This is a genomic window from Mycolicibacter sinensis, from assembly GCF_001667945.1.
GTDB lineage: Bacteria > Actinomycetota > Actinomycetes > Mycobacteriales > Mycobacteriaceae > Mycobacterium > Mycobacterium sinense_B.
The window spans coordinates 37,530-57,256 of record NZ_LZJK01000087.1; the positions used below are offsets into that span (position 1 = coordinate 37,530).

Consider the following 19,727-nt stretch of genomic DNA (forward strand, 5'->3'; position numbering starts at 1 on the left):
GTCGTGAGATTGCGATTCGGCGAGGGAAAACGGGGCAGGGAGAGGGAAACGGCGTGAGCAGAACCGTCGAGCAGCGCGGCCTGTGGTTCGAGGAGTACGAGATCGGCACCACGTACGCCCACCGGCCCGGACGCACCGTCACCGAGGCCGATAACGTGCTGTTCACCACGTTGACCATGAACACCCAGTCGCTGCACCTGGACGCGGCCTGGGCGGCCGCGCAGCCCGGCTTTCGCGGTGAGCGCCTGGTGAATTCGATGTTCACCCTCTCCACGATCGTTGGCCTGTCGGTGGCGCAACTGACACTCGGCACCATCGTGGCCAACCTCGGGTTTTCGGAGGTGTCGTTTCCCAAGCCGGTGTTTCACGGCGACACGCTCTACGCCGAGACGGTCTGCACCGACAAGCGCGAATCCAAGAGCCGTCCCGGGGAAGGGATCGTGACCCTGGAGCACCTCGGCCGCAACCAGCACGGTGAGGTGGTGGCCCGAGCGGTGCGCACCACGCTGGTGCGCAAACGGCCGGCAGGGGAGTCGGCATGAACCTGCAATCCGCCGGGCCGGCGTGGCTGTTCTGTCCGGCGGATCGGCCGGAGCGGTTCGCCAAAGCCGCCGCGGTGGCCGACGTGGTGATCCTCGACCTGGAGGACGGCGTGGCCGCCGCTGACCGGCCTGCGGCGCGGGAGGCGTTGCGGGGCAACCCCCTCGACCCGGCGCGAACGGTGGTACGGGTCAACCCGACCGGCACCGAGGATCAGGCTCGCGACCTGGAGGCGCTGGCGCACACCGCCTACACGACGGTGATGCTGGCGAAGACCGAGTCAGCCGCCCAGGTGAGTGCGCTGGCGCCGCGGCAGGTTGTCGCTTTGCTGGAAACCCCGCGCGGTGTGGTGTTCTCCACCGAGATCGCCGCCGCCGAGGGCTGTGTGGCGATGATGTGGGGCGCCGAGGATCTGGTCGCCGCCATGGGCGGTGGCTCCAGCCGGCACCCGGACGGGACCTATCGGGACTTCGCCCGGCACGCGCGCTCGACGGTGCTGCTGGCCGCATCGGCGTTCGGCCGTGCGGCGCTGGACGCCGTCTATTTGAACATCGGTGACCTCGACGGGCTGCGGGCCGAAGCGGTCGACGGGGCCGCGGTCGGGTTCGCCGCCACGGTGTGCATCCACCCCACCCAGGTGGCGGTGGTCCGCGACGCCTACCGCCCGCCGGCCGATAAGGTCGATTGGGCGCGACGGGTGCTCGCCGCGGCTCAGACCGAGCGCGGTGTGTTCGCGTTTGAAGGGCAGATGGTCGACTCCCCGGTGCTGCGGCACGCCGAAGCTATCCTGCGGCGAGCGGATTAACGCCAAGCAGGAGGGCCCGACGCATGCGCATCACCCGGATCGTCGAGACGTCGGTGCCGCTTCGTGGTGAGATCGCCAACGCGCTGGTGGACTTCTCCCGGCACACGGTGTCGCTGGTCGCCGTCGTCACCGACCGGATCCGGCACGGCGAACCGGTGACCGGTGTCGCCTTCAACTCGATCGGCCGGTTCGCCCAGGGCGGCATCCTGGCCGACCGGATGATTCCGCGGATCCTGGGCGCGGATCCGGAGTCGCTGCTCGACGAGACCGGCCGCATCGACCCGGCGCGGGTGCTGCGGCGCGCGCTGGCCGACGAAAAGCCCGGCGGTCACGGTGATCGGGCCGGGGCGGCGGCGGCACTGGAACTGGCGTGCTGGGACCTCAACGCCAAACTCGCCGACGAACCCGCCTACCGCACCATCGCGCGACACTTCGGCCGGGACGTGGGCAGCAAAGAGGCCGTCGCCGCGGTCCCGGTATACGCCGCCGGAGGCTACTACTACCCCGGAGACGGGCTGGACCGGCTCCGAGCCGAGATGGCTGGCTATCTCGACTCGGGCTATGAGGCGGTCAAGATGAAGATCGGCGGCGCATCGATGCGCGAGGATCTGGACCGCATCGAAGCGGTGATCGACGTGGTCGGCAGCGGCGCGCGGGTCGCCGTCGACGCCAACGGGCGGTTCGATCCCGCGGCGGCCGGCGACTGGGCGCAGGAACTGAGCCGCTACGGCTTGCGCTGGTACGAGGAACCCGGTGATCCCCTCGACTTCGCGCTGAACGCTCAGGTGATCGCCGGTTATCCGGGGGCGGTCGCCACCGGCGAGAACCTGTTCTCGGTGCGCGATGTAGCCAACCTGGTGCGCTACGGCGGTATGCGCCCGGGCCGCGACATCTTCCAGATGGATGCGGGCTTGAGTTACGGGCTGACCGAATACGCCGGCATGCTCGAGGTGCTCGAGACACACGGCTACCACCGCGGCTGCGCGTTCCCGCACGGCGGCCATCTGATCAACCTGCACATCGCGGCGGGCCTGGGTCTGGGCGGCTGCGAGTCCTACCCCGGGGTGTTCGCGCCCTTCGGCGGCTACTCGCCGGGGTGCGCGCTGGCCGACGGCACCATCACACCCACCGACGCCCCGGGGTTCGGGCTGGAGGAAAAGCCCGACCTGGCCGCGGCCATCGCCGATCTGGTGGGGTGACCAGATGAAGATCGCGGTTATCGGTTGCGGCGCCATGGGTTCGATCTATGCCGGCCGACTGGCGGCGGCCGGCAACGATGTCTTGGCCATCGACCGCTCCGTTGAGCATGTCGAAGCCATCAACGGAGAGGGCCTGAGGATCAGCGGACCGCAGCCCGAGCAGGTGGTGGCCATCCGCGCGGCCACCACCGCACCGGACGAGCCGATGGACCTGGTGGTGCTGGCGGTCAAAGCCGCCGACGTCGCCACCGGGGCCAGCCAAGCGCTGCCGCTGCTGGGCGAGCACACACCGGTGTTGACCATCCAGAACGGACTGGGGTCGGCCGACACCGTCGCCGGCATCGTCGGAGCCGAGCGCGTGGCGGTGGGCATCGCCAGCGGATTCGGCGCGTCGCGTCCCGCCCCGGGGCACGTGCACCACAACGCGATGCGGGCAGTCCGGTTCGGATCTTATGCGGCGCTGCCGTTTTCGGCTGTCGCCCAGATTGCCCGGGTGTGGTCGGAGGCGGGCTTCGACGCGGCCGCGGTCGCCGACATCGCCGCCATGCAGTGGGAGAAGCTGATCTGCAACGTCGCCTACAGCGCCCCGTGCGCGCTGACCGGCATGACGGTGGGGCAGGTCATGGACGACGACACGGCCATGGGACCGGTCAGCCGCGCCGCGGCCACCGAAGCCTGGACGGTGGCGCGCGCCGCGGGGATCGACGTCGCTGTAGCCGACCCGGTCGCGCATGTGCGGGCTTTCGGTGCGCAGATGCCGGATGCCAAACCCTCTGCGCTGCTGGATCATCAGGCCCGCCGTGTCAGCGAGATCGACGTGATCAACGGGGCGGTGTTGCGCCGGGCCGCCCAGGTCGGCGAGCAGGCCCCGGTCAACGCGACGCTGACAGCACTGGTCAAAGCCGTTGAACGGCAGTGGGTAACGGGCGAAGGCTGAACACCACGCCGGGCGGCGTTCAGCTTGACCCGTTTGGTACAGGGCGTCGCTAGCCTGGGTGTTCATGACCTCCGATAAAGCACGGGTGGATCTGCGCGGTGCGCCGCAGACCATGCTCGCGACGCTGTACGCCAAGGCGCTGGATGCCGATCTTCCCGAACCGATCCTGGGGGATCGCTACGCCAAGGACGTGGTCGCACGCATCGACTACGACTGGCGCAAGACCACCATCACCGCGGCGCGCTCACCGGCGGTGACTACCCGTGCGGCGCACTTCGACACTTGGGCCGGCACCTTCTTGGCGGCCCACCCGGACGCAGTGGTGTTGCACGTGGGCTGTGGGCTCGACGCCCGATATTTTCGGCTGGCACCCGGTGACAGGGTCGACTGGTATGACATCGACTACCCGGACGTCGCCGAGCTGCGCCGGCGACTGTTGCCGGCAAGCGAGCACAACCACGTGGTCTCTGCGTCGGTCACCGACCCGGCGTGGTTCGCCGAAATCCCTACCGGCCGTCCGGCATTGATGCTCGGCGAAGGCCTGACCATGTACCTGACCGAGCAAGACGGCGTTGCCTTGCTGCGCCGGGTGCTCGAGCACTGCGCAAGCGGGGAGTTGCAGTTCGATGCCTTCAACTGGCTGGGCATCAAGTCGCAATGGTCCAACGCCGTGGTGCGCCGCTCCGGGGCGACGCTGCACTGGGCGATCAACGGGCCCGGCGACATTCTTGCCGCGGTGCCCGGCACCCAGCTGCTGCAATGGGAGCGCTGGTTCGAGTCGGACACCTTCGGTCAACTGCCTCGCGCCTATCGGGTGTTGGGCAGGGCGATGTCACTGATTCCGGCGGTGGCGAACATGTCGCAGTACCACCGCTACGCCTTCTGAGCTGCGCCGCCCCCACCATTGACGTTTTACGTTACGTAATGTAAATCTCTAGTCCATGAGTCGAATGGACGGGCAATGACGGCCGAGCCGGAATCCGCCCGGGCCGGCCGCGGACGCCCGCGCAATCCCCGCACCGAGCAGGCCATCACCGAGGCCGCCCGCCGGCTGCTGGCCCGCGACGGCTACGACCAGGTCTCCGTCGAGGCGATCGCGCGCGAAGCGGACGTCAGCCGCCCCACCGTCTACCGGCGCTGGCCGTCAAAGACGCATCTGGTGTTCGACGCGGTCTTCGGTAGCGCCGAAGTCGGCGACGTGCTGACCAGCTCCGGTGATTTCGAGGCCGACTTGCGCCGATTCGTCGCCGGGGTGTTCGAGTTCTGGCGCTCACCGGAGGTGGCGGCCGCGGCACTGGGCATTCTGGCCGATCGCCACCGTGACCCCGAATTGTTCATCCGCACCCAACAGCTGCTCGACGAGACGACCCGCACCGCGTTCTCCGGCCTGGTCCGCGCCGGCATCGACCAAGGCGTGCTGGACGCCGACATCGATATCGAGATCGCCTATGACGCCTTGGTGGGCACCAGCTTCTACATCGCCCAAGTCCTGGCCACCGAAACCGTCGACGCCGCCGCCGACCGGTTGTGCTCCCTATTGCTGCAGGGAATGAAAAAGAAGGAGAACCAGCATGAGTGACGAGCTGACGGAGCTTTCTCAAGCGTTTGGATCCTTGCTCGACGAGGTCCGTGCCGTCGAGCAGCGCCTGCTGAATGCCGATCCGCCGCTGGAGGAAGCTGATGTCCTCGACGGCTACCGGTGGGCGTTGAGCCTGCTGCGCGTCGCCTCCGAGGCCTACATCTGGGGCGATGCGGACAAGCCGATCCTGGTCGACGTGATCGGCCCCTATCTCAAGTGGGGCGGCGACAATTCGGATGCCTTCTATCAGCTCGCGCCCGTCGACCCGAGCCGCAGCTATCGGGTCACCGGCAACCGTGGCGACGCGGTGTATCTGTCCATGACCGTCTACGGCGGCCCGGACGACGGCCGCTACAGCGACCGCATCATCGACACCATCAACGACCGCGATCTGGCCCCGGACGCTGACGGCAACTTCGAGTTCATCATCAGTGCGCAAGAGCAGCAGGGTAATTGGCTCAAACTGGAGCCCGACGCCGTGTTCATCCTGACCCGCGACTACCTCACCGACCCCGGCACCGACCGGCGTGTGCAGTGGCGGATCGAGGCGCTCGACGACACCCCGCGGCGCCTCGACAGCCGGGCCGATCTGAGCCGGCGGATGCGCGCGGCGCGGACCTGGATTCGCGAGCAGGCCGCCATGGCGCCCGTGCGGCTGCCGGCCAACGAACTGCAGGTGCCCTATCCGGTGCCGAGTCGCACCGTGGGCTGGGCCGCCGGAGATGCCGCCTACGCGATGGGCGCCTACGAACTGCAGCCCGGCCAGGCGCTGATCATCGAAGGCACGTCACCGGAGTGCGTGTTCTGGAACCTGTGCCTGTGGAATCCGTTCCTGCACACCTACGACTACACCCGTGAGCGGGTCACCATCAACGGCGCGCACGTCACCTATGAACCCGACGGGTCCTGGCGGATCGTGGTCAGCGACACCGATCCCGGGCATCCGAACTGGGTGTCCACCGCGGGACGGTCCAAAGGGCTGATCTGGTTGCGTTGGTTCCTGCCGGAAGTCACACCAGACCCGCTGCGTTGCCGGGTCGTCGACATCGCAGAGCTGGCCTCATGACTGCCTCCGCGGCGCGCCCGGCCCCGATCCGGCTCGACGACCTTGCCAATCCGGTCTATCCCGAGGCCGCCGGCCCGCTGCGCGACGGCCTGGCCGGCTACGGCGCGGCACTGCAACTCACGCCGGAGGCCCTGCTGCAGGCCGCAACTGAACGAACAGGGTTGGACAACTGGGGCGACAACGGATTTCGGGAACGCCTCGACGTACTGTGCGCATCGTTCGTCGACGAAGCCGACCTGTCCGGTGTCGGGCGGGCGATGGCGTTCGAGCAAGTCACCGGACACCTGGTCAACCGGCTGCGGCTGGAAGACCTGATCGCGGCGAACCCCGAGATCGAGAGCGTCGCGATCGAGCGCCCGATCATCATCTGCGGGTTACCGCGCACCGGGACCACCCACCTGCACAACCTGATCGCCGCCGACCCGGCGCTGCGCTACCTGCCGTACTGGGAGAGTCTGGAGCCGGTCGCCACTCCGGGAGAGCCCGATCCGCAGGCCAGGCGTGACCGCTGCGCCGTCGGCCTGGATCTGATCAACACCTCGATGCCCGAGTTCAAGCGCATGCACGACATGACCGTCGACCACGCGCACGAAGAGATCCAGTTGCTGGCCAACGACATCTCCGGAATGCTCTTCGAATGTAGCTACTACTTACCGACATTTGCGGCGCACTACAAAACGCACGACCAAACAGCGTCGTACGCCTATCTGAAACGGACCCTGCAGGCGCTGCAATGGTTGCGCGGCGGTACCCGCTGGGTGCTCAAATCGCCACAGCACCTCGAACAGTTCCCCGCGCTGTACGCCACCTTCCCGGATGCCACCTTCGTTGTCACCCACCGGGATCCGGTCGAGGTGACGCGATCGATGGCGACCATGATCAGTTACGCGGCGCGCATGGGCTGCGATCATCCCGACCCGGTGAAGATCTCGAAGTACTGGCTGGACCGGGCCGACGACCTGCTCACCGGCTGCCTGCGTGACCGCGACGTGCTGCCCGCGGCGCAGTCGATCGACGTGCGGTTCGAGGACTTTATGGCCGATGAGGACGGGACCGTCGCTGCCATCTACGAGCTCGCGGGCCAGCCGCTGGACACCCGGGCGAAAGAGGCGATGACCCAGTTCTGCATTGATCACCCCCGCGGGCGCTACGGCGCGGTCGACTACCAGCCGGCCGATCTGGGGCTGGATGCCGACGAGGTGGCAAACCGCCTGCGCGACTACCGGAACCGCTTCGTCGCCGACTAATGGGAGAAAACATGAACCAACCGATCTCCGCCGAAGCCTGGGTCGCCACCGAACTGGGTGACCCGGCCAAAGTGCTGGCCCGTCAGACCGTCGAGGTGCGCGCGCCCGGACCCGGCGAGATCCGGGTCGCCGTCAGCGCGTTCTGCCTCAATTTCAACGACATCGACATCATCCGGGGCCGCTACACGACCCTGCCGCTACAGCCGCCGTTCGTGCCCGGCATGGAGACCGTCGGAGTCGTGGAAAGTGCCGGTCAGGGCGCTGAACATCTCATCGGCCGGCGCATCGTCGGGATCCCGGTGATGGCCTTCGGCGGGTACGCCTCCTACGCGATCGTCGACGCGGCGACCGCGCTGGACTTGCCGGACTGGGTCAGCGACGTCGACGGCGCTGCGCTGCACTACCCGTTCCACCTGGGCTGGTTCGCGCTGCGGGAACGCGGCCGCCTGAAACCGGGGGAGACCCTGCTGGTGCACGCCGCCGCCGGTGGAACCGGTTCGGGTGCCCTGGTGCTCGGCAAGGCGCTGGGCGCGCGGGTGATCGCCACCGCCGGCAGCGAGGAGAAGGCCGAGTTCTGCAAGGAACTCGGCGCCGACCATGCGATCAACTACCGCAACGGCGACTGGGTGGAGCAGGTCGTGGAACTGACCTACGGCCGCGGTGTCGACGTTGCATTCGACGCGGTCGGCGGCGACGTGGCGGTGCAGACGTTCCGCTGCATGGGCTTGAACGGGCGGTACCTGATGGCAGGGTTCGCCCAGGACATCGCGCTGGAGGACGGCGACTACCTCTCGCCGCGGCCCATCGCTTACAGCAACTTCGACGTCTGCGGGGTATGCCTGGTCTACGTCAACGATCCGGTGGCGATCCGGCGCACCCTGGGCTTCAACTGGCCGGCCCGCTCGGAGGGACTGGACGCCCACGCGAAGATCCTGGAAATGCTGCGCACCGGCAAGATCCGCACCGTCGTCGGCGCCGAGGTCGGCTGGGCGGGCCTGCCGGATGCGTTGGAGCGCATGGCGGCCCGGCAGACCACCGGCCGTCTGGTCGTGAGCACCGGTCATCACGGGTGATCCCCAGGGCGAACGGATGCCAAAGGTCACTTCCTCCTAGGAAGGCGGCCCCCGTAGCCTGGCGACCATGATTCAGTTGGGGTCGCCGCCGCCCCCGGCGCCGATCGTCAAGCCCCGCCGGCGCGGCGGACCGCGCGGGCCGGTGTTCCTCGGCGCCAACATCGTGGTGCTGTGCTGGCTGGCCGTCGCGGTCGCGCTGCTGATCGCGCACGACGCCATCACGCATCCGATCTGGCTGCCGGTGCACGCCCTGCTGCTCGGCGCCGCCACGAACGCGATCGTGATCTGGTCCGGGCACTTCACCACCACGCTGTGCCGGGTGCCCGATCCGCCGCAGTGGCATCTGGTGGTCAAGCTTGCCCTGCTCAACGCCGGCGTGATCGCGGCCCTGGCCGGTGTCGCCTGGAGTGCTGAAGTGCTGACCGGCATCGGGGGCGCCGTGGTGGCCGTGGTCGCCGTCGCCCACGGCTCCGGGTTGATCGCGATGAAGAAGGCCGCGTTATCGGCGCGCTTCGACTATCTGGTGGGCTTCTACCTGGCCGCCCTGCTGGCTCTGCTGGTCGGGTCGGCAACCGGTGCCGCCATGGCCCTGGGCATCGCCAGTTGGTACGCGCGACTGTGGACGACCCATGTGCACGTGATGCTCTACGGCTGGATCGGGCTCACCGTGCTGGGGACGCTATTCACGCTGTGGCCCACCACGATCCGGGAGAAGATCACCCCCCGTAGCTTCGCGATGGCCCGGCGGGCGCTGCCGACGCTCTCGGCGGGCTTGACCGTGGCCATCGCGGGTTTACTCGCCGGCAGCTGGTGGCTGGCGGCAGCGGGCCTGCTGGGCTTCGCGGTGGGTGTCGCGCTTGCCATCGTCGGGTTGTGGCCGGGGCGCAGCTTCACCGGCCCCGCGGCCTGGATGCTGGTCGGGGCGACGTGCTGGCTCGCGGTCGCCGTCGTCATCGAGGTGATCGGCCTGCTCGGGGCCCGGTCCGTCGACATGTTGCCCGCGTTCGTGGAGCACACCCTGCTGCCGCTGCTGGCGGTCGGCTTCGTCGCCCAGATCCTGCTCGGTGCGCTGAGTCAACTGCTGCCGATCCTGGTGGCCAACGGCCCTCCGGTGCGCAAGGCCGTGATCGCCTACCTGGACCAGGGCTGGCAGGTGCGGGTAGGCGCGCTCAATGCCGCCGTGCCGCTGGTGGCCGGGCCCTGGCACGGTCCGGTACCGGTGGTCGGCTGGGTGTTGGCCGCCGTCGCGGTCGCCAGTTTCGTACTGCTGGGCCTGCGGCTGGCGATACCGGTGGCGCTGCGCGGCCCCATCGACGTCGATGCGATCCAGCCGCGGTCCGGTGTGGTGACGGCCGCGGTTGCGCTGGCGTCGCTGGTGGCGGTGGGATCGGCGTTGGCGCTGGGGATGGGTACTCCGGCACCCTCGGGTGCCACCGGGGCGGTCCACACCGTCGACGTCACATCCAAGAACATGCGCTTTTCCCCGGACGTCATCGACGTGCCGGCCGGAACCCGGCTGGTGCTGCGGGTGACCAACATCGACGGACTACCGCACGACCTGCGTGTCGACACCGGCGAGCACACCCCGCGGCTGAGCCGAGGGCAGACCGCGGTGCTCGATCTCGGCGTGGTGCACCAGGACCGGGAGGCGTGGTGCGATATCGCAGGCCATCGGGCCGCCGGGATGACACTGACGATCCACGCCGTCGGCGGCGCCCCGCGGCACCAGCATCCCGGCGGCGGCCGGGACGGGGGCGGGGCGGCACCGACCACACTGAACCTGGCCACTGACCCGTCGCCGGGCTGGACGCCCCACGATGCGGTGCTGGCCCCGGCGACCCCGGGCCTGCACCGGGTGGAATTGCGCGCGGTGGACCGGGAATTGGAGGTCGCGCCCGGGCGCCGCGAGATCCGCTGGACCTTCGGCGGTGTCGAGCCGTCGCCGACGCTGCACGGCAAGGTCGGTGACACCTTCGAGATCACCCTGATCAACGACGCGGCCATGGGCCACGGCATCGACTTTCACGCCGGGGCGCTGGCGCCCGACCAGCCGATGCGCACGCTGGCGCCGGGGGAGCGGCTGGTCTACCGGTTCACCGCGCGACGGGCCGGCGCCTGGCTCTATCACTGCAGCACCCCGCCGATGGCCCTGCACATCGCCAACGGCATGTACGGCGCGGTGATCATCGACCCGCCCGGCCTGCCGCCGGTGGACCGGGAGTACGCGCTAGTCGGCGCCCAGCTGTATGCCGGCGCACCCGACACCGACGCCAAGACCACCGCGATCCGCGCCGGGCAGCCCGACGGCTGGATGTTCAACGGCACCGCCGCCCAGTACATGCACGCCCCGCTGCCGGCACGCACCGGCGAGCGAGTGCGGATCTGGGTGGTCAATGCCGGACCGGGCGACTCGATCGCCTTCCACGTCGTCGGAACGCAGTTCGACACCGTCTACAAGGAGGGCGCCTGGCTGCTGCGGCCCGGCGGTTCAGGGGGATCCCAAGCCCTCGACCTGGCCCCGGCCCAAGGCGGGTTCGTCGAGCTGACCTTCCCCGAAGCAGGCCACTACCCGTTCATGGACCACGACATGCGGCACGCCGAGAACGGCGCGCATGGCATCTTCGTCGTCTCCGGATAGCGCCCGACACGGCGTGGCCACCGGCCGCGCAAACCCGGGTCCCCCGTGGTCGCTGGCATAATGAGATCAGCGTCACAAGGAGGCTCGCATGGGCCAGCTGTCAGGCATTACCGGTTCCGAGGTCGCCCTGGAACCTGTGCAGCTCGTCGGGCCGGACGGCGCGCCGACCGCCGAGGATCGCTACAGCCGGGACCTGCCCGACGAAACCCTGTGCTGGCTTTACGAGTTGATGGTGCTCACCCGCGAGTTCGACACCGAGCTGGTCAACCTGCAGCGCCAGGGGGAGCTCGCGTTGTACGCGTCCTGTCGCGGGCAGGAGGCGGCCCAGGTCGGTGCCGCCGGATGCCTGCGCAAAACCGACTGGTTGTTCCCGCAGTACCGCGAACTGGGGGTGTTCATCGCCCGGGGCATCCCGGCGTGGAACTTGGCAGCCTCCTGGCGCGGAACGTGGAACGGCGGGCTGGACTTCACCGCGAAATGCTGTGCGCCGATCTCGGTCCCGATCGGTACCCAGGCGCTGCACGCGGTCGGCGCGGCGATGGGCGCGCAACGCCTCGGTGAGGACTCGGTCACCGTCGCGTTCGTCGGTGACGGCGCCACCAGCGAGGGCGACGTCCACGAAGCGCTGAACTTCGCCGCGGTGTTCGCCGCGCCGTGCGTGTTCTACGTGCAGAACAACCAGTGGGCGATCTCGGTGCCGCTACAGAAGCAGACCGCGGCGCCGTCGTTGGCGCACAAAGCGACCGGCTACGGGATGCCGGGAATCCGAGTGGACGGCAACGATGTGCTGGCCTGCTACGCGGTGATGGCTGAAGCGGCCGAGCGGGCCCGGGCCGGCGGCGGGCCGAGCCTGATCGAGGCCGTCACCTATCGGCTCGGCCCGCACACCACCTCCGACGATCCAACCCGCTACCGCAGCAACGCCGAACTCGAGCGGTGGGCCGCGCTCGACCCGATACCGCGGTACCGCGGCTACCTGCACCACGTCGGCGTCTGGTCGCAGCGCCTGCAGGACCGGGTCACCGCCCGGGCGCAGCGGTTGCGCACCGAGTTGCGCGACGCCACCGTTGGTGCAGCCGATTTCGACGTCGACGAGGTGTTCACCTCCGTGTACACCGAAATCACCCCGGAATTGCAGCAGCAGCGCCACGCGCTGCGCGCCGAGCTGGCCAGGGAGCGCTGATGACCCAGATCCTCGAACCGCCGACCCGCGCACCGGCCCCGGCCACGGCAGCGGGGGCGAACGCGGCCACCGAGCAGCTGACGATGGTGGCCGCGCTCAACCGGGCGCTGCGTGATGCGATGGACACCGACCCCAAGGTGCTGGTGTTCGGCACCGACGTCGGTGTGCAGGGCGGCGTGTTCCGGGTCACCGACGGGCTGGCCCAATCCTTCGGTGAGCAGCGCTGTTTCGATACACCGCTGGCCGAGTCCGCGGTGATCGGCATCGCCATCGGCCTGGCGGTGCGCGGTTTCGTCCCGGTCCCGGAGATCCAGTTCGACGGGTTCAGCTACCCGGCGCTCGACCAGATGGTCAGCCACCTGGCGAAGTACCGGACCCGGACCCGCGGCGAGATTGCGATGCCGGTCACCGTGCGGATACCGTCGTTCGGCGGAATCGGTGCAGCCGAACATCATTCGGAATCCACCGAAACCTACTGGGCGCACACCGCCGGGCTCAAGGTGGTCGTCCCCGCTGATCCGTCGGATGCCTACTGGTTACTGCGGCACGCCATCGCTGCGCCCGACCCGGTGATCTTCCTAGAGCCCAAGCGGCGGTACTGGGCCCGCGGGGCGGTGGACACCAGCTGCGCACAGCCGGGCATCGGATGCGCCGCGGTACGCCGGTCGGGCACCGACGTGACGGTACTGACCTACGGCGGCGGCGTGGCCACCGCGCTGTCGGCAGCCGAAATCGCTGCCCGACAACACGGCTGGAGCCTGGAGGTGGTCGACCTGCGCTCCCTGGTCCCGCTCGACTTCGATACCGTCGCCGACTCCGTGCGCCGCACCGGGCGGTGCGTGGTGCTGCACGAGGGCCCGCGCAACCTGGGCTACGGCGCCGAGCTGGCCGCACGCATCCAGGAGGAGCTGTTCTACGAGCTGGAGGCGCCGGTGTTGCGTGTCACCGGATTCGACACCCCCTATCCGCCGGCCCGGCTCGAACGGCTCTGGCTGCCCGGCCCGGACCGGTTGCTGGACAGCGTCCAGCGAGTCCTGGAGCTGCCGTGAGCGAGCCGATGACCTTCGCGGTGCCCGATCTCGGTGAGGGCCTCGAAGAGGTGACGGTGACCAGCTGGAACGTCGCCGTCGGCGATGAGGTGGAGCTCAACCAGGTGCTGTGCACGGTGGAGACGGCCAAAGCCGAAGTGGAGATCCCCAGCCCCTATGCCGGCCGGGTCGTCGAACTGGGCGGGGAGCCGGGCGCCGTGCTCGCCGTCGGGGCGCCGCTGGTGCGCATCGACACTGGCCCGGCAGCCGAGCCCACGACCGGGCGTACTCCGGTGCTGGTGGGCTACGGCGCCGACGACGCCTTCGACACCAGCCGCCGCGCCTGCGCCGCCACCGGGCGGCCCAAAGCCAAGCCGGGTGCCCGCAAGCTCGCCGCCGAGCTCGGCGTCGACCTGCGCGCGGTCGCACCGGGACCCAGCGGGGTGATCACCACCGACGGGGTGCTCGCGGCCGCTGGTGACCGGTCCCACGACGAGCTGCGCCCACCGAGTCCGGTGCAGGCGGCCATGGCCGAACGGATGACGTTGTCGCGCAGCAGGATTCCCGACGCCCACGGCAGCATACAGGTGGACTGCGCCAACCTGGTGCAGCTGCGGGACCGGCTGAGTGCGTCGGGTGCGGCGATCACACCGTTCGTGCTGACGCTGCGGCTGCTGGTCATCGCGTTGATGCGGCACCCGGCGCTCAACGCGACCTGGGTCGAGGCGCCGGAGGGCCCCCGGATCCGCACCCATCGTGGCGTGCACCTCGGGTTCGGGGTGGCCGCGCCCCGCGGCCTGCTGGTGCCGGTGGTGTTCGACGCGCAGCGCAAGACCACCCGTGAGCTCGCCGACTGCGTATCCCGGCTGATCGCCGAGGCCCGGGCCGGCAGCCTCAAACCCGCCGACCTGCAGGGCTCGACGTTCACCGTCTCCAACTTCGGCGCTCTGGGCCTCGACGACGGGGTGCCGGTGATCAACTACCCGGAGGCGGCGATCCTGGGGATGGGTTCGCTGAAGCCGCGGCCGGTGGCCGTCGGTGACGCCGTCGTGGTGCGCCCGCAGATGACCCTGACGTGCGCGTTCGACCACCGCGTCGCCGATGGCGCGCGGGTCGCCGAATTCCTCTGTACGCTAAGGGATCTGATCGAGCATCCCGATACCGCGCTGCTGGATCTGTAGCCCGGCGGGTTAGCGGCGCTGCGCGGCGGCCAGCCGGGCGGCGAACGCCGGTGACTCGACCGTCGCGGCCTGCGGGCCCAGCTCGGTGCGCTTGGCGAACTCGTGCAGTTCGCCTTCGACTGCGCCCGGGCTCGCGGTGGTGCGCATCGTCGCCTTGGTGGCCACGACGACGTCTCGCGGTGCGGACGCGGGCCCGGCGGCCAGCGTCATCGCCGCGGCGACCGGGTCGGCGGCGATCTGCAGCGCCAACCCGTGGCGCACCGCGGCCTCGGCATCGAAACGCATGCCGAACAACAGCGCGGCCCGGGCCACCTGGGGGCCCACCGCCCGATGCAGCATCCAAGTGGCGCCCCCGCCGGGGTGCAGCCCGAGCTGCTGGAATCTTGTGTCGAACAGTGCTGCCGGGCCGGCGATCCGTACGTCGGCCGCCAACGCCAGGTTCAGCCCGGCGCCCACCGCGGCGCCGTTGACCGCGGCGATGGTGGGCAGCGTGCACTGGGCGACCGCCATGAAACCGTCGTAGAGCGCCAACAACCCGTCCTCGGTGGCGGCACCGAGCGCCGACAGGTCGGCGCCGGCGCAGAACGCCCGGCCCGCGCCGGTGACGATCACCGCGTGCACGCCGACGTCGGCTTCGGCCCGCTGCACAGCGGCGCGCAGTTGCGCCGACATCGTGGCGGTCACCGCGTTGCGGCGGTCGGGATCATTGACGGTGATCAGCGCCACCCGATCGGTGACGCTGAACAAGACGAGGTCAGAAGGTGTCATCGGTGATGACGGCCCGTCGAATCGGTCAGGCGACCCACGCGATGATCACCGCGGACGCCACCACCAGCGCGATCATGAAGGCGGTGTAGAGGATGATCGTGCGTTCGTGGCTCATGGGCCTACCTTTCCCGGTTTCTCCGGCATCTTTGCCGTTCTTCGACACCATGTCATGCGACACAGTGCGCTTGCGCTTCGCATCGGTTGCGGCGCCCCCGGCAGGACTCGAACCTGCGACCACAAGATTAGAAGTCATGCGCTCTATCCACCTGAGCTACGGAGGCAATGCAGCTCAGTTTATCGGCTGGTGGCGACGGATCGACGTCGGCTAAGCGATGGCGCAGCCGCCCGTATTCAATGCAACCGGGCCACCGATGGCGATCGCGGCGTCTGGCACGTTGACACGTCGCTGCCCCAACGCTCGCCGTCTCGATCGTTGACCCCAACGCGGCGACCACACCGCACCAGTGGCATGAGCCAAGGAACGCCCGAGAAGGGCGGTGTCGAACAACCACCACAGTTGTTCGACATGCTTTAGCGTTGAATGGTGCTCGTGAAGAGTGTGACTCAGGAGGGGAACGTGGTGGTCGCAGCGTCGGTTCACCCGGCAGGCCCGGGCCCCGAGCCCGCGGGAGCGGCACGTGGGTGACCTGGTCGACGCCGCGGGGCTGCCCACCGAACTCGGTGCCGTCGATTACCTGTTGCACCGCGGCGAGGCCAATCCGCGCACCCGTTCGGGGATCATGGGCTTGGAACTGCTCGACACCACTCCCGACTGGGATCGCTTCCGGAGCCTGTTCGAGAACGTCTCCCGGCGGGTGCTGCGGCTGCGCCAGAAGGTGGTGGTCCCCACGCTGCCGACGGCGGCACCGCGCTGGGTGGTCGACCCTGACTTCAATCTGGATTTCCACGTGCGGCGGCTTCGGGTGCCCGAACCCGGGGGGCTGCGCGAGGTGCTCGACCTGGCCGAGGTGAGTCTGCAATCGCCGCTGGACATTCAACGCCCGCTGTGGGCGGCGACCCTGGTCGAGGGGCTGGCCGGGGGACGGGCCGCCACCCTGCTGCATCTGAGCCATGCGGTCACCGACGGCGTCGGCGGCGCCGCGATGTTCGGCCAGATCTACGACCTCGAACGTGACCCGCCCGCTCGAGCCATGCCGCCGCAACCGGTGCCGCAGGACCTGTCGGCGAACGATCTGATGCGCGACGGCATCAACCACCTGCCGGCCGCCGTGCTCGGCGGCACCCGCGACGCGCTGGTCGGGATGCTGTCGATGGCCACCCGCACGGTGCGTGACCCGTTGTCGGCGGTGGCCGGGGTCATCGGTTACGCCCGCTCGGGTGCGCGGGTGATGAGCCAGGCGGCCGAACCCTCGCCGCTGCTGCGGCGGCGCAGCCTGGCCAGCCGCACCCAGGCGCTCGACATCCGCTTGTCGGATCTGCACCGGGCCGCCAAGGCCGGCGGCGGGTCGATCAACGACGCCTACCTGGCGGCGCTGTCCGGGGCGCTGGGCCGTTATCACCGGGCGTTGGGAGTGCCGATCGCGACCCTGCCGATGGCGATCCCGGTGAATCTGCGCGCCGAGGCTGATCCCGCCGGCGGTAACCGGTTCACCGGCGTCAATCTGGCCGCTCCCGTCGGCCTCGCCGACCCGGTGCAGCGGATGAAGCGGATCCGGGCCCAGATGACGCAGCGGCGCGAAGAGCCGGCGATGGACATGATCGGCTCCGTGGCGCCGCTGTTGAGCGTTGTCCCGACGCCGGTCCTGCAGAAGGTGACCGAGTCGGTCGTAGCCGCCGACGTGCAGGCCAGCAATGTGGCGTTCTACCCCGGAGACACCTACATCGCGGGTGCGAAAGTGTTGCGGCACTACGGGATCGGGCCGCTTCCCGGTGTGGCCATGATGGTGGTGTTGATCTCGCGCGGCGGTGAGTGCACCGTCACGGTCCGCTACGACCGGGCCGCGGTGCGCGACGAGAAGCTGTTCGGCGCATGTCTGGTGCAGGGTTTCGATGAGGTGTTGGCGCTGGCCGGTGAGCCGGCGCCGCGCTGCGTGCCGGCATCATTCGATCCCGGGGCGCAGTCATGAGCGACGACGCGATGTCGCCGCCACCACGCGACATCCGGTTGCCCGGTTCGGTGGCCGAGATCGCGGCCAGCCCCCCCGGGCCCAAGATCGGCGCATTCTTCGACCTGGACGGCACGTTGGTGGCCGGCTTCACCGCCGTCATCCTGACCCGGGAGCGCGTACGCAGCCGCGACATGGGGCTGGGGGAGTTGCTCGGCATGATCCAGGCCGGGCTCAACCACCAGCTCGGGCGCATCGAGTTCGAGCAGCTCATCACCAAGGCGTCATCGGCGTTGCGCGGGCGTTCGCTCACCGATCTCGATGAGATCGGCGAGCGGTTGTTCGTCCAGAAGATCGCCGGACGCATCTACCCGGAGATGCGCGAACTGGTGCGGGCGCACCAGGCGCGCGGGCACACCGTGGTGTTGAGCTCGTCGGCACTGACCATTCAGGTCGAGCCGGTCGCCCGTTTCCTGGGCATCACCAACACGCTCACCAACGCGTTCGTGACCGACGAGAACGGCGTGCTCACCGGAGAGGTGGTGGAACCGATCCTGTGGGGGCCGGGTAAGGCCGCCGCCGTGCAGAAGTTCGCCGCCGAGCACGACATCGACCTGCAGGACAGTTACTTCTACGCCGACGGCGACGAGGACGTCGCGCTGATGTATCTGGTCGGCAACCCCAGGCCGACCAACCCCGAGGGCAAGATGGCGGCGGTCGCCCGCAAGCGGGGTTGGCCGATCCTGCGGTTCAGCAGCCGTGGCAGCAGTGTCGTCGGCCAGCTGCGGAACCTGGCGGGGCTGGGGTCGATGCTTCCGGTAGGTGCCGGGGCGATCGGCCTGGGCCTGTTGACCGGGAGCCGGCGCCGCGGCGTGAACTTCTTCACGACGTTCTTCCCGCAGCTGCTGTTGGGCCTCAACGGCGTGCGGCTCAACGTGATCGGCAAGGAGAACCTCACCGCAACCCGGCCCGCGGTGTTCATCTTCAATCACCGCAACCAGGTCGACCCGGTCATCACCGCGTCGCTGGTGCGCGACAACTGGATCAGTGTCGGCAAGCGGGAGCTGGAGCGCGACCCGATCGCCGGGCCGCTGGGAAAGCTGACCGAGATGGTTTTCATCGACCGGGACGACGCAGCGGCCGCGGTGGAGTCGCTGCATGAGGTCGAGGAACGTGCCAAGCGGGGACTGTCGGTGGTGATCGCCCCGGAGGGCACCCGAGTCGACACCACCGGGGTGGGACCGTTCAAAAAGGGGCCGTTTCGGATCGCGATGGCCGCCGGGATTCCGATCGTGCCGATCGTGATCCGCAACGCCGAAGTGGTCGCGGCCCGCGACTCCATGAGCGCCAACCCCGGCACCGTCGATGTCGCGGTGTTCCCGGCGATTCCGGTCGACGATTGGACGGTCGACAACCTCGCCGATCGGATCGCGCAGGTCCGCCAGCTCTACCTGGACACGCTGGCTGACTGGCCGGTCGACGAGTTGCCGCAGTGGTCGCCCAAGCCGGCCGCGAAGCCGCCCGCCAAGAAGACGGCGAAGAAGACCCCGGCCAAAAAGGCCGCCAAGAAGGCGCCGTCCAAGCCCGCCCCGGCCGCCCGGCGTACCGCCGGCCCGAAAGGGGGGCAGTGACGACATCACCGGCCACCGACTCCGCTGACTCGTCTGGGTCCAACGACACCGGCGACACGCTGGTGTTGGCGTTCGTGTCGACGCCGGTGGAGGCTGATCTGGTTCGGGAGTGGTTGGAGCGGTATCGCGAGGCGCAACCCGACGCCCGCACCGAACTGCTGCGAATCGACCCGGAGCGGCCGCCGTCGGTAATGGCCCGGCTGGTGGGGCAGCTCGAACGCGACGAACAGCGGTCGATCCTGCCGGTTCGGGTGTTCTGGATGCCGCGTGCCGAGGCGTCGGCGCTGTCCCGGGTCATCGCGCTGCTGCCCGGCCGGAACCCCTACCGGCCCAATGAGCGTCAGCAGCGGCGCATCGTACGCACCGAATCGTCACTGGCCCGCGTGGTGGCCGGGGAACCGGCCACCGTCGCCGAACTGCGCCAGCAGTGGAGTCAGAACACCGTCGGCGAAAACCCGCGGGACTTCGCGCATTTCGTCACCCGCCGCGCGGTGCTGGCGCTGGAGCGCGCCGAATACCGGATCCTGGGCCCGCAGTACAAGTCGCCGCGGCTGGTGAAGCCGGAGATCTTGGCCTCCACCCGTTTCCGGGAGGGCCTCGAGAACATCCCGGGGGCCACGGTCGACGAGGCGGGCAAGATGCTCGACGAACTGTCCACCGGGTGGAGCCGGGTCTCGGTCGATCTGGTCGGCGTACTGACCAGATTGCTCAGCCGCGGCTTCGATCCCGAGATCGACTACGACGAATACCAGGTCGCCGCGCTGCGCACCGCGCTGGAGAACCATC

Annotated in this window: 16 protein-coding genes, 1 tRNA gene and 1 pseudogene; 16 read left to right on the top strand and 2 right to left on the bottom strand. The window is 69.3% G+C overall.

Features of this window, described 5'->3' with window-relative positions:
• Positions 1-8 precede the first annotated feature (8 nt).
• The 13 genes from A5694_RS12410 (at position 9) to A5694_RS12470 (ending at position 14,476) form a co-directional block, all read left to right on the top strand.
• The gene (locus A5694_RS12410) at positions 9-542 is read left to right on the top strand and encodes a MaoC family dehydratase (protein ID WP_428844274.1); all 534 of its coding nucleotides are present in this window, start codon (positions 9-11) and stop codon (positions 540-542) included.
• Positions 539-1,345, top strand: coding sequence for an HpcH/HpaI aldolase/citrate lyase family protein (locus A5694_RS12415; protein WP_064922142.1), 807 nt, complete (start codon positions 539-541; stop codon positions 1,343-1,345). Before A5694_RS12410 ends, A5694_RS12415 begins: the two co-directional genes overlap by 4 nt.
• A gap of 23 nt (positions 1,346-1,368) precedes the next feature.
• The gene (locus A5694_RS12420; protein WP_064922143.1) at positions 1,369-2,544 is read left to right on the top strand and encodes an enolase C-terminal domain-like protein; all 1,176 of its coding nucleotides are present in this window, start codon (positions 1,369-1,371) and stop codon (positions 2,542-2,544) included.
• A gap of 4 nt (positions 2,545-2,548) precedes the next feature.
• Positions 2,549-3,481 carry a ketopantoate reductase family protein gene (locus A5694_RS12425; RefSeq protein WP_064922144.1) on the top strand — a complete coding sequence of 311 codons (933 nt, stop codon included), beginning with the start codon at positions 2,549-2,551 and terminating at the stop codon, positions 3,479-3,481.
• A 64-nt stretch (positions 3,482-3,545) separates the two neighbouring features.
• Positions 3,546-4,367 (top strand): class I SAM-dependent methyltransferase, encoded by an 822-nt coding sequence (locus A5694_RS12430; RefSeq protein ID WP_064922155.1) that lies wholly within the window; start codon positions 3,546-3,548, stop codon positions 4,365-4,367.
• 75 nt (positions 4,368-4,442) lie between these two features.
• Positions 4,443-5,060, top strand: coding sequence for a TetR/AcrR family transcriptional regulator (locus A5694_RS12435; RefSeq protein ID WP_064922145.1), 618 nt, complete (start codon positions 4,443-4,445; stop codon positions 5,058-5,060).
• Positions 5,053-6,126, top strand: coding sequence for a DUF1214 domain-containing protein (locus A5694_RS12440; protein WP_064922146.1), 1,074 nt, complete (start codon positions 5,053-5,055; stop codon positions 6,124-6,126). Before A5694_RS12435 ends, A5694_RS12440 begins: the two co-directional genes overlap by 8 nt.
• On the top strand, positions 6,123-7,373 hold the full coding sequence (locus A5694_RS12445; RefSeq protein WP_064922147.1) for a sulfotransferase family protein: 1,251 nt from the start codon (positions 6,123-6,125) through the stop codon (positions 7,371-7,373). The genes A5694_RS12440 and A5694_RS12445 overlap by 4 nt, the downstream gene beginning before the upstream one ends.
• Positions 7,374-7,384: 11 nt before the next feature.
• Positions 7,385-8,446, top strand: a complete 1,062-nt coding sequence (locus A5694_RS12450; protein WP_064922156.1) for a zinc-binding dehydrogenase — start codon at positions 7,385-7,387, stop codon at positions 8,444-8,446.
• Between the two features lie 67 nt (positions 8,447-8,513).
• Positions 8,514-11,084, top strand: coding sequence for a multicopper oxidase domain-containing protein (locus tag A5694_RS24955; protein ID WP_064922148.1), 2,571 nt, complete (start codon positions 8,514-8,516; stop codon positions 11,082-11,084).
• A gap of 88 nt (positions 11,085-11,172) precedes the next feature.
• On the top strand, positions 11,173-12,267 hold the full coding sequence (gene pdhA, locus A5694_RS12460) for a pyruvate dehydrogenase (acetyl-transferring) E1 component subunit alpha (RefSeq protein WP_064922149.1): 1,095 nt from the start codon (positions 11,173-11,175) through the stop codon (positions 12,265-12,267).
• Positions 12,267-13,316 carry an alpha-ketoacid dehydrogenase subunit beta gene (locus A5694_RS12465; RefSeq protein ID WP_064922150.1) on the top strand — a complete coding sequence of 350 codons (1,050 nt, stop codon included), beginning with the start codon at positions 12,267-12,269 and terminating at the stop codon, positions 13,314-13,316. The genes pdhA and A5694_RS12465 overlap by 1 nt, the downstream gene beginning before the upstream one ends.
• A gap of 8 nt (positions 13,317-13,324) precedes the next feature.
• Positions 13,325-14,476, top strand: a complete 1,152-nt coding sequence (locus A5694_RS12470) for a dihydrolipoamide acetyltransferase family protein (protein ID WP_064922157.1) — start codon at positions 13,325-13,327, stop codon at positions 14,474-14,476.
• A gap of 9 nt (positions 14,477-14,485) precedes the next feature.
• On the opposite strand, the gene A5694_RS12475 is transcribed toward A5694_RS12470, so the two are convergent.
• Both A5694_RS12475 and A5694_RS12480 read right to left on the bottom strand, forming a co-directional pair.
• The gene (locus tag A5694_RS12475) at positions 14,486-15,244 is read right to left on the bottom strand and encodes an enoyl-CoA hydratase (protein WP_064922151.1); all 759 of its coding nucleotides are present in this window, start codon (positions 15,242-15,244) and stop codon (positions 14,486-14,488) included.
• Between the two features lie 207 nt (positions 15,245-15,451).
• Positions 15,452-15,525 (bottom strand) — tRNA-Arg (locus A5694_RS12480).
• 357 nt (positions 15,526-15,882) lie between these two features.
• Here A5694_RS12480 and A5694_RS12485 point away from each other — a divergent pair.
• The 3 genes and pseudogenes from A5694_RS12485 to A5694_RS12495 form a co-directional block, all read left to right on the top strand.
• Positions 15,883-17,331, top strand: coding sequence for a wax ester/triacylglycerol synthase family O-acyltransferase (locus tag A5694_RS12485; RefSeq protein WP_064922152.1), 1,449 nt, complete (start codon positions 15,883-15,885; stop codon positions 17,329-17,331).
• A complete protein-coding gene (locus A5694_RS12490; RefSeq protein ID WP_064922153.1) occupies positions 17,328-18,941 on the top strand; it encodes an HAD-IB family hydrolase/lysophospholipid acyltransferase family protein in 1,614 nt (537 codons plus the stop codon). The genes A5694_RS12485 and A5694_RS12490 overlap by 4 nt, the downstream gene beginning before the upstream one ends.
• Positions 18,938-19,727 (top strand): annotated as a pseudogene (locus tag A5694_RS12495) (glycerol-3-phosphate 1-O-acyltransferase); the annotation flags it as partial. The gene A5694_RS12490 and the pseudogene A5694_RS12495, both read left to right, overlap by 4 nt.

Bases quoted from the DNA above. Each gene is read 5' to 3' on its own strand.
- A5694_RS12470 (WP_064922157.1), top strand. From the start codon at position 13,325: ATGACCTTCGCGGTGCCCGATCTCGGTGAGGGCCTCGAAGAGGTGACG.
- A5694_RS12420 (WP_064922143.1), top strand. From the start codon at position 1,369: ATGCGCATCACCCGGATCGTCGAGACGTCGGTGCCGCTTCGTGGTGAG.
- A5694_RS12445 (WP_064922147.1), top strand. From the start codon at position 6,123: ATGACTGCCTCCGCGGCGCGCCCGGCCCCGATCCGGCTCGACGACCTT.
- A5694_RS12465 (WP_064922150.1), top strand. From the start codon at position 12,267: ATGACCCAGATCCTCGAACCGCCGACCCGCGCACCGGCCCCGGCCACG.
- A5694_RS12440 (WP_064922146.1), top strand. From the start codon at position 5,053: ATGAGTGACGAGCTGACGGAGCTTTCTCAAGCGTTTGGATCCTTGCTC.
- A5694_RS12415 (WP_064922142.1), top strand. From the start codon at position 539: ATGAACCTGCAATCCGCCGGGCCGGCGTGGCTGTTCTGTCCGGCGGAT.
- A5694_RS12435 (WP_064922145.1), top strand. From the start codon at position 4,443: ATGACGGCCGAGCCGGAATCCGCCCGGGCCGGCCGCGGACGCCCGCGC.
- A5694_RS24955 (WP_064922148.1), top strand. From the start codon at position 8,514: ATGATTCAGTTGGGGTCGCCGCCGCCCCCGGCGCCGATCGTCAAGCCC.
- A5694_RS12430 (WP_064922155.1), top strand. From the start codon at position 3,546: ATGACCTCCGATAAAGCACGGGTGGATCTGCGCGGTGCGCCGCAGACC.
- A5694_RS12490 (WP_064922153.1), top strand. From the start codon at position 17,328: ATGAGCGACGACGCGATGTCGCCGCCACCACGCGACATCCGGTTGCCC.
- A5694_RS12475 (WP_064922151.1), bottom strand. From the start codon at position 15,244: ATGACACCTTCTGACCTCGTCTTGTTCAGCGTCACCGATCGGGTGGCG.
- A5694_RS12425 (WP_064922144.1), top strand. From the start codon at position 2,549: ATGAAGATCGCGGTTATCGGTTGCGGCGCCATGGGTTCGATCTATGCC.
- A5694_RS12450 (WP_064922156.1), top strand. From the start codon at position 7,385: ATGAACCAACCGATCTCCGCCGAAGCCTGGGTCGCCACCGAACTGGGT.
- pdhA (WP_064922149.1), top strand. From the start codon at position 11,173: ATGGGCCAGCTGTCAGGCATTACCGGTTCCGAGGTCGCCCTGGAACCT.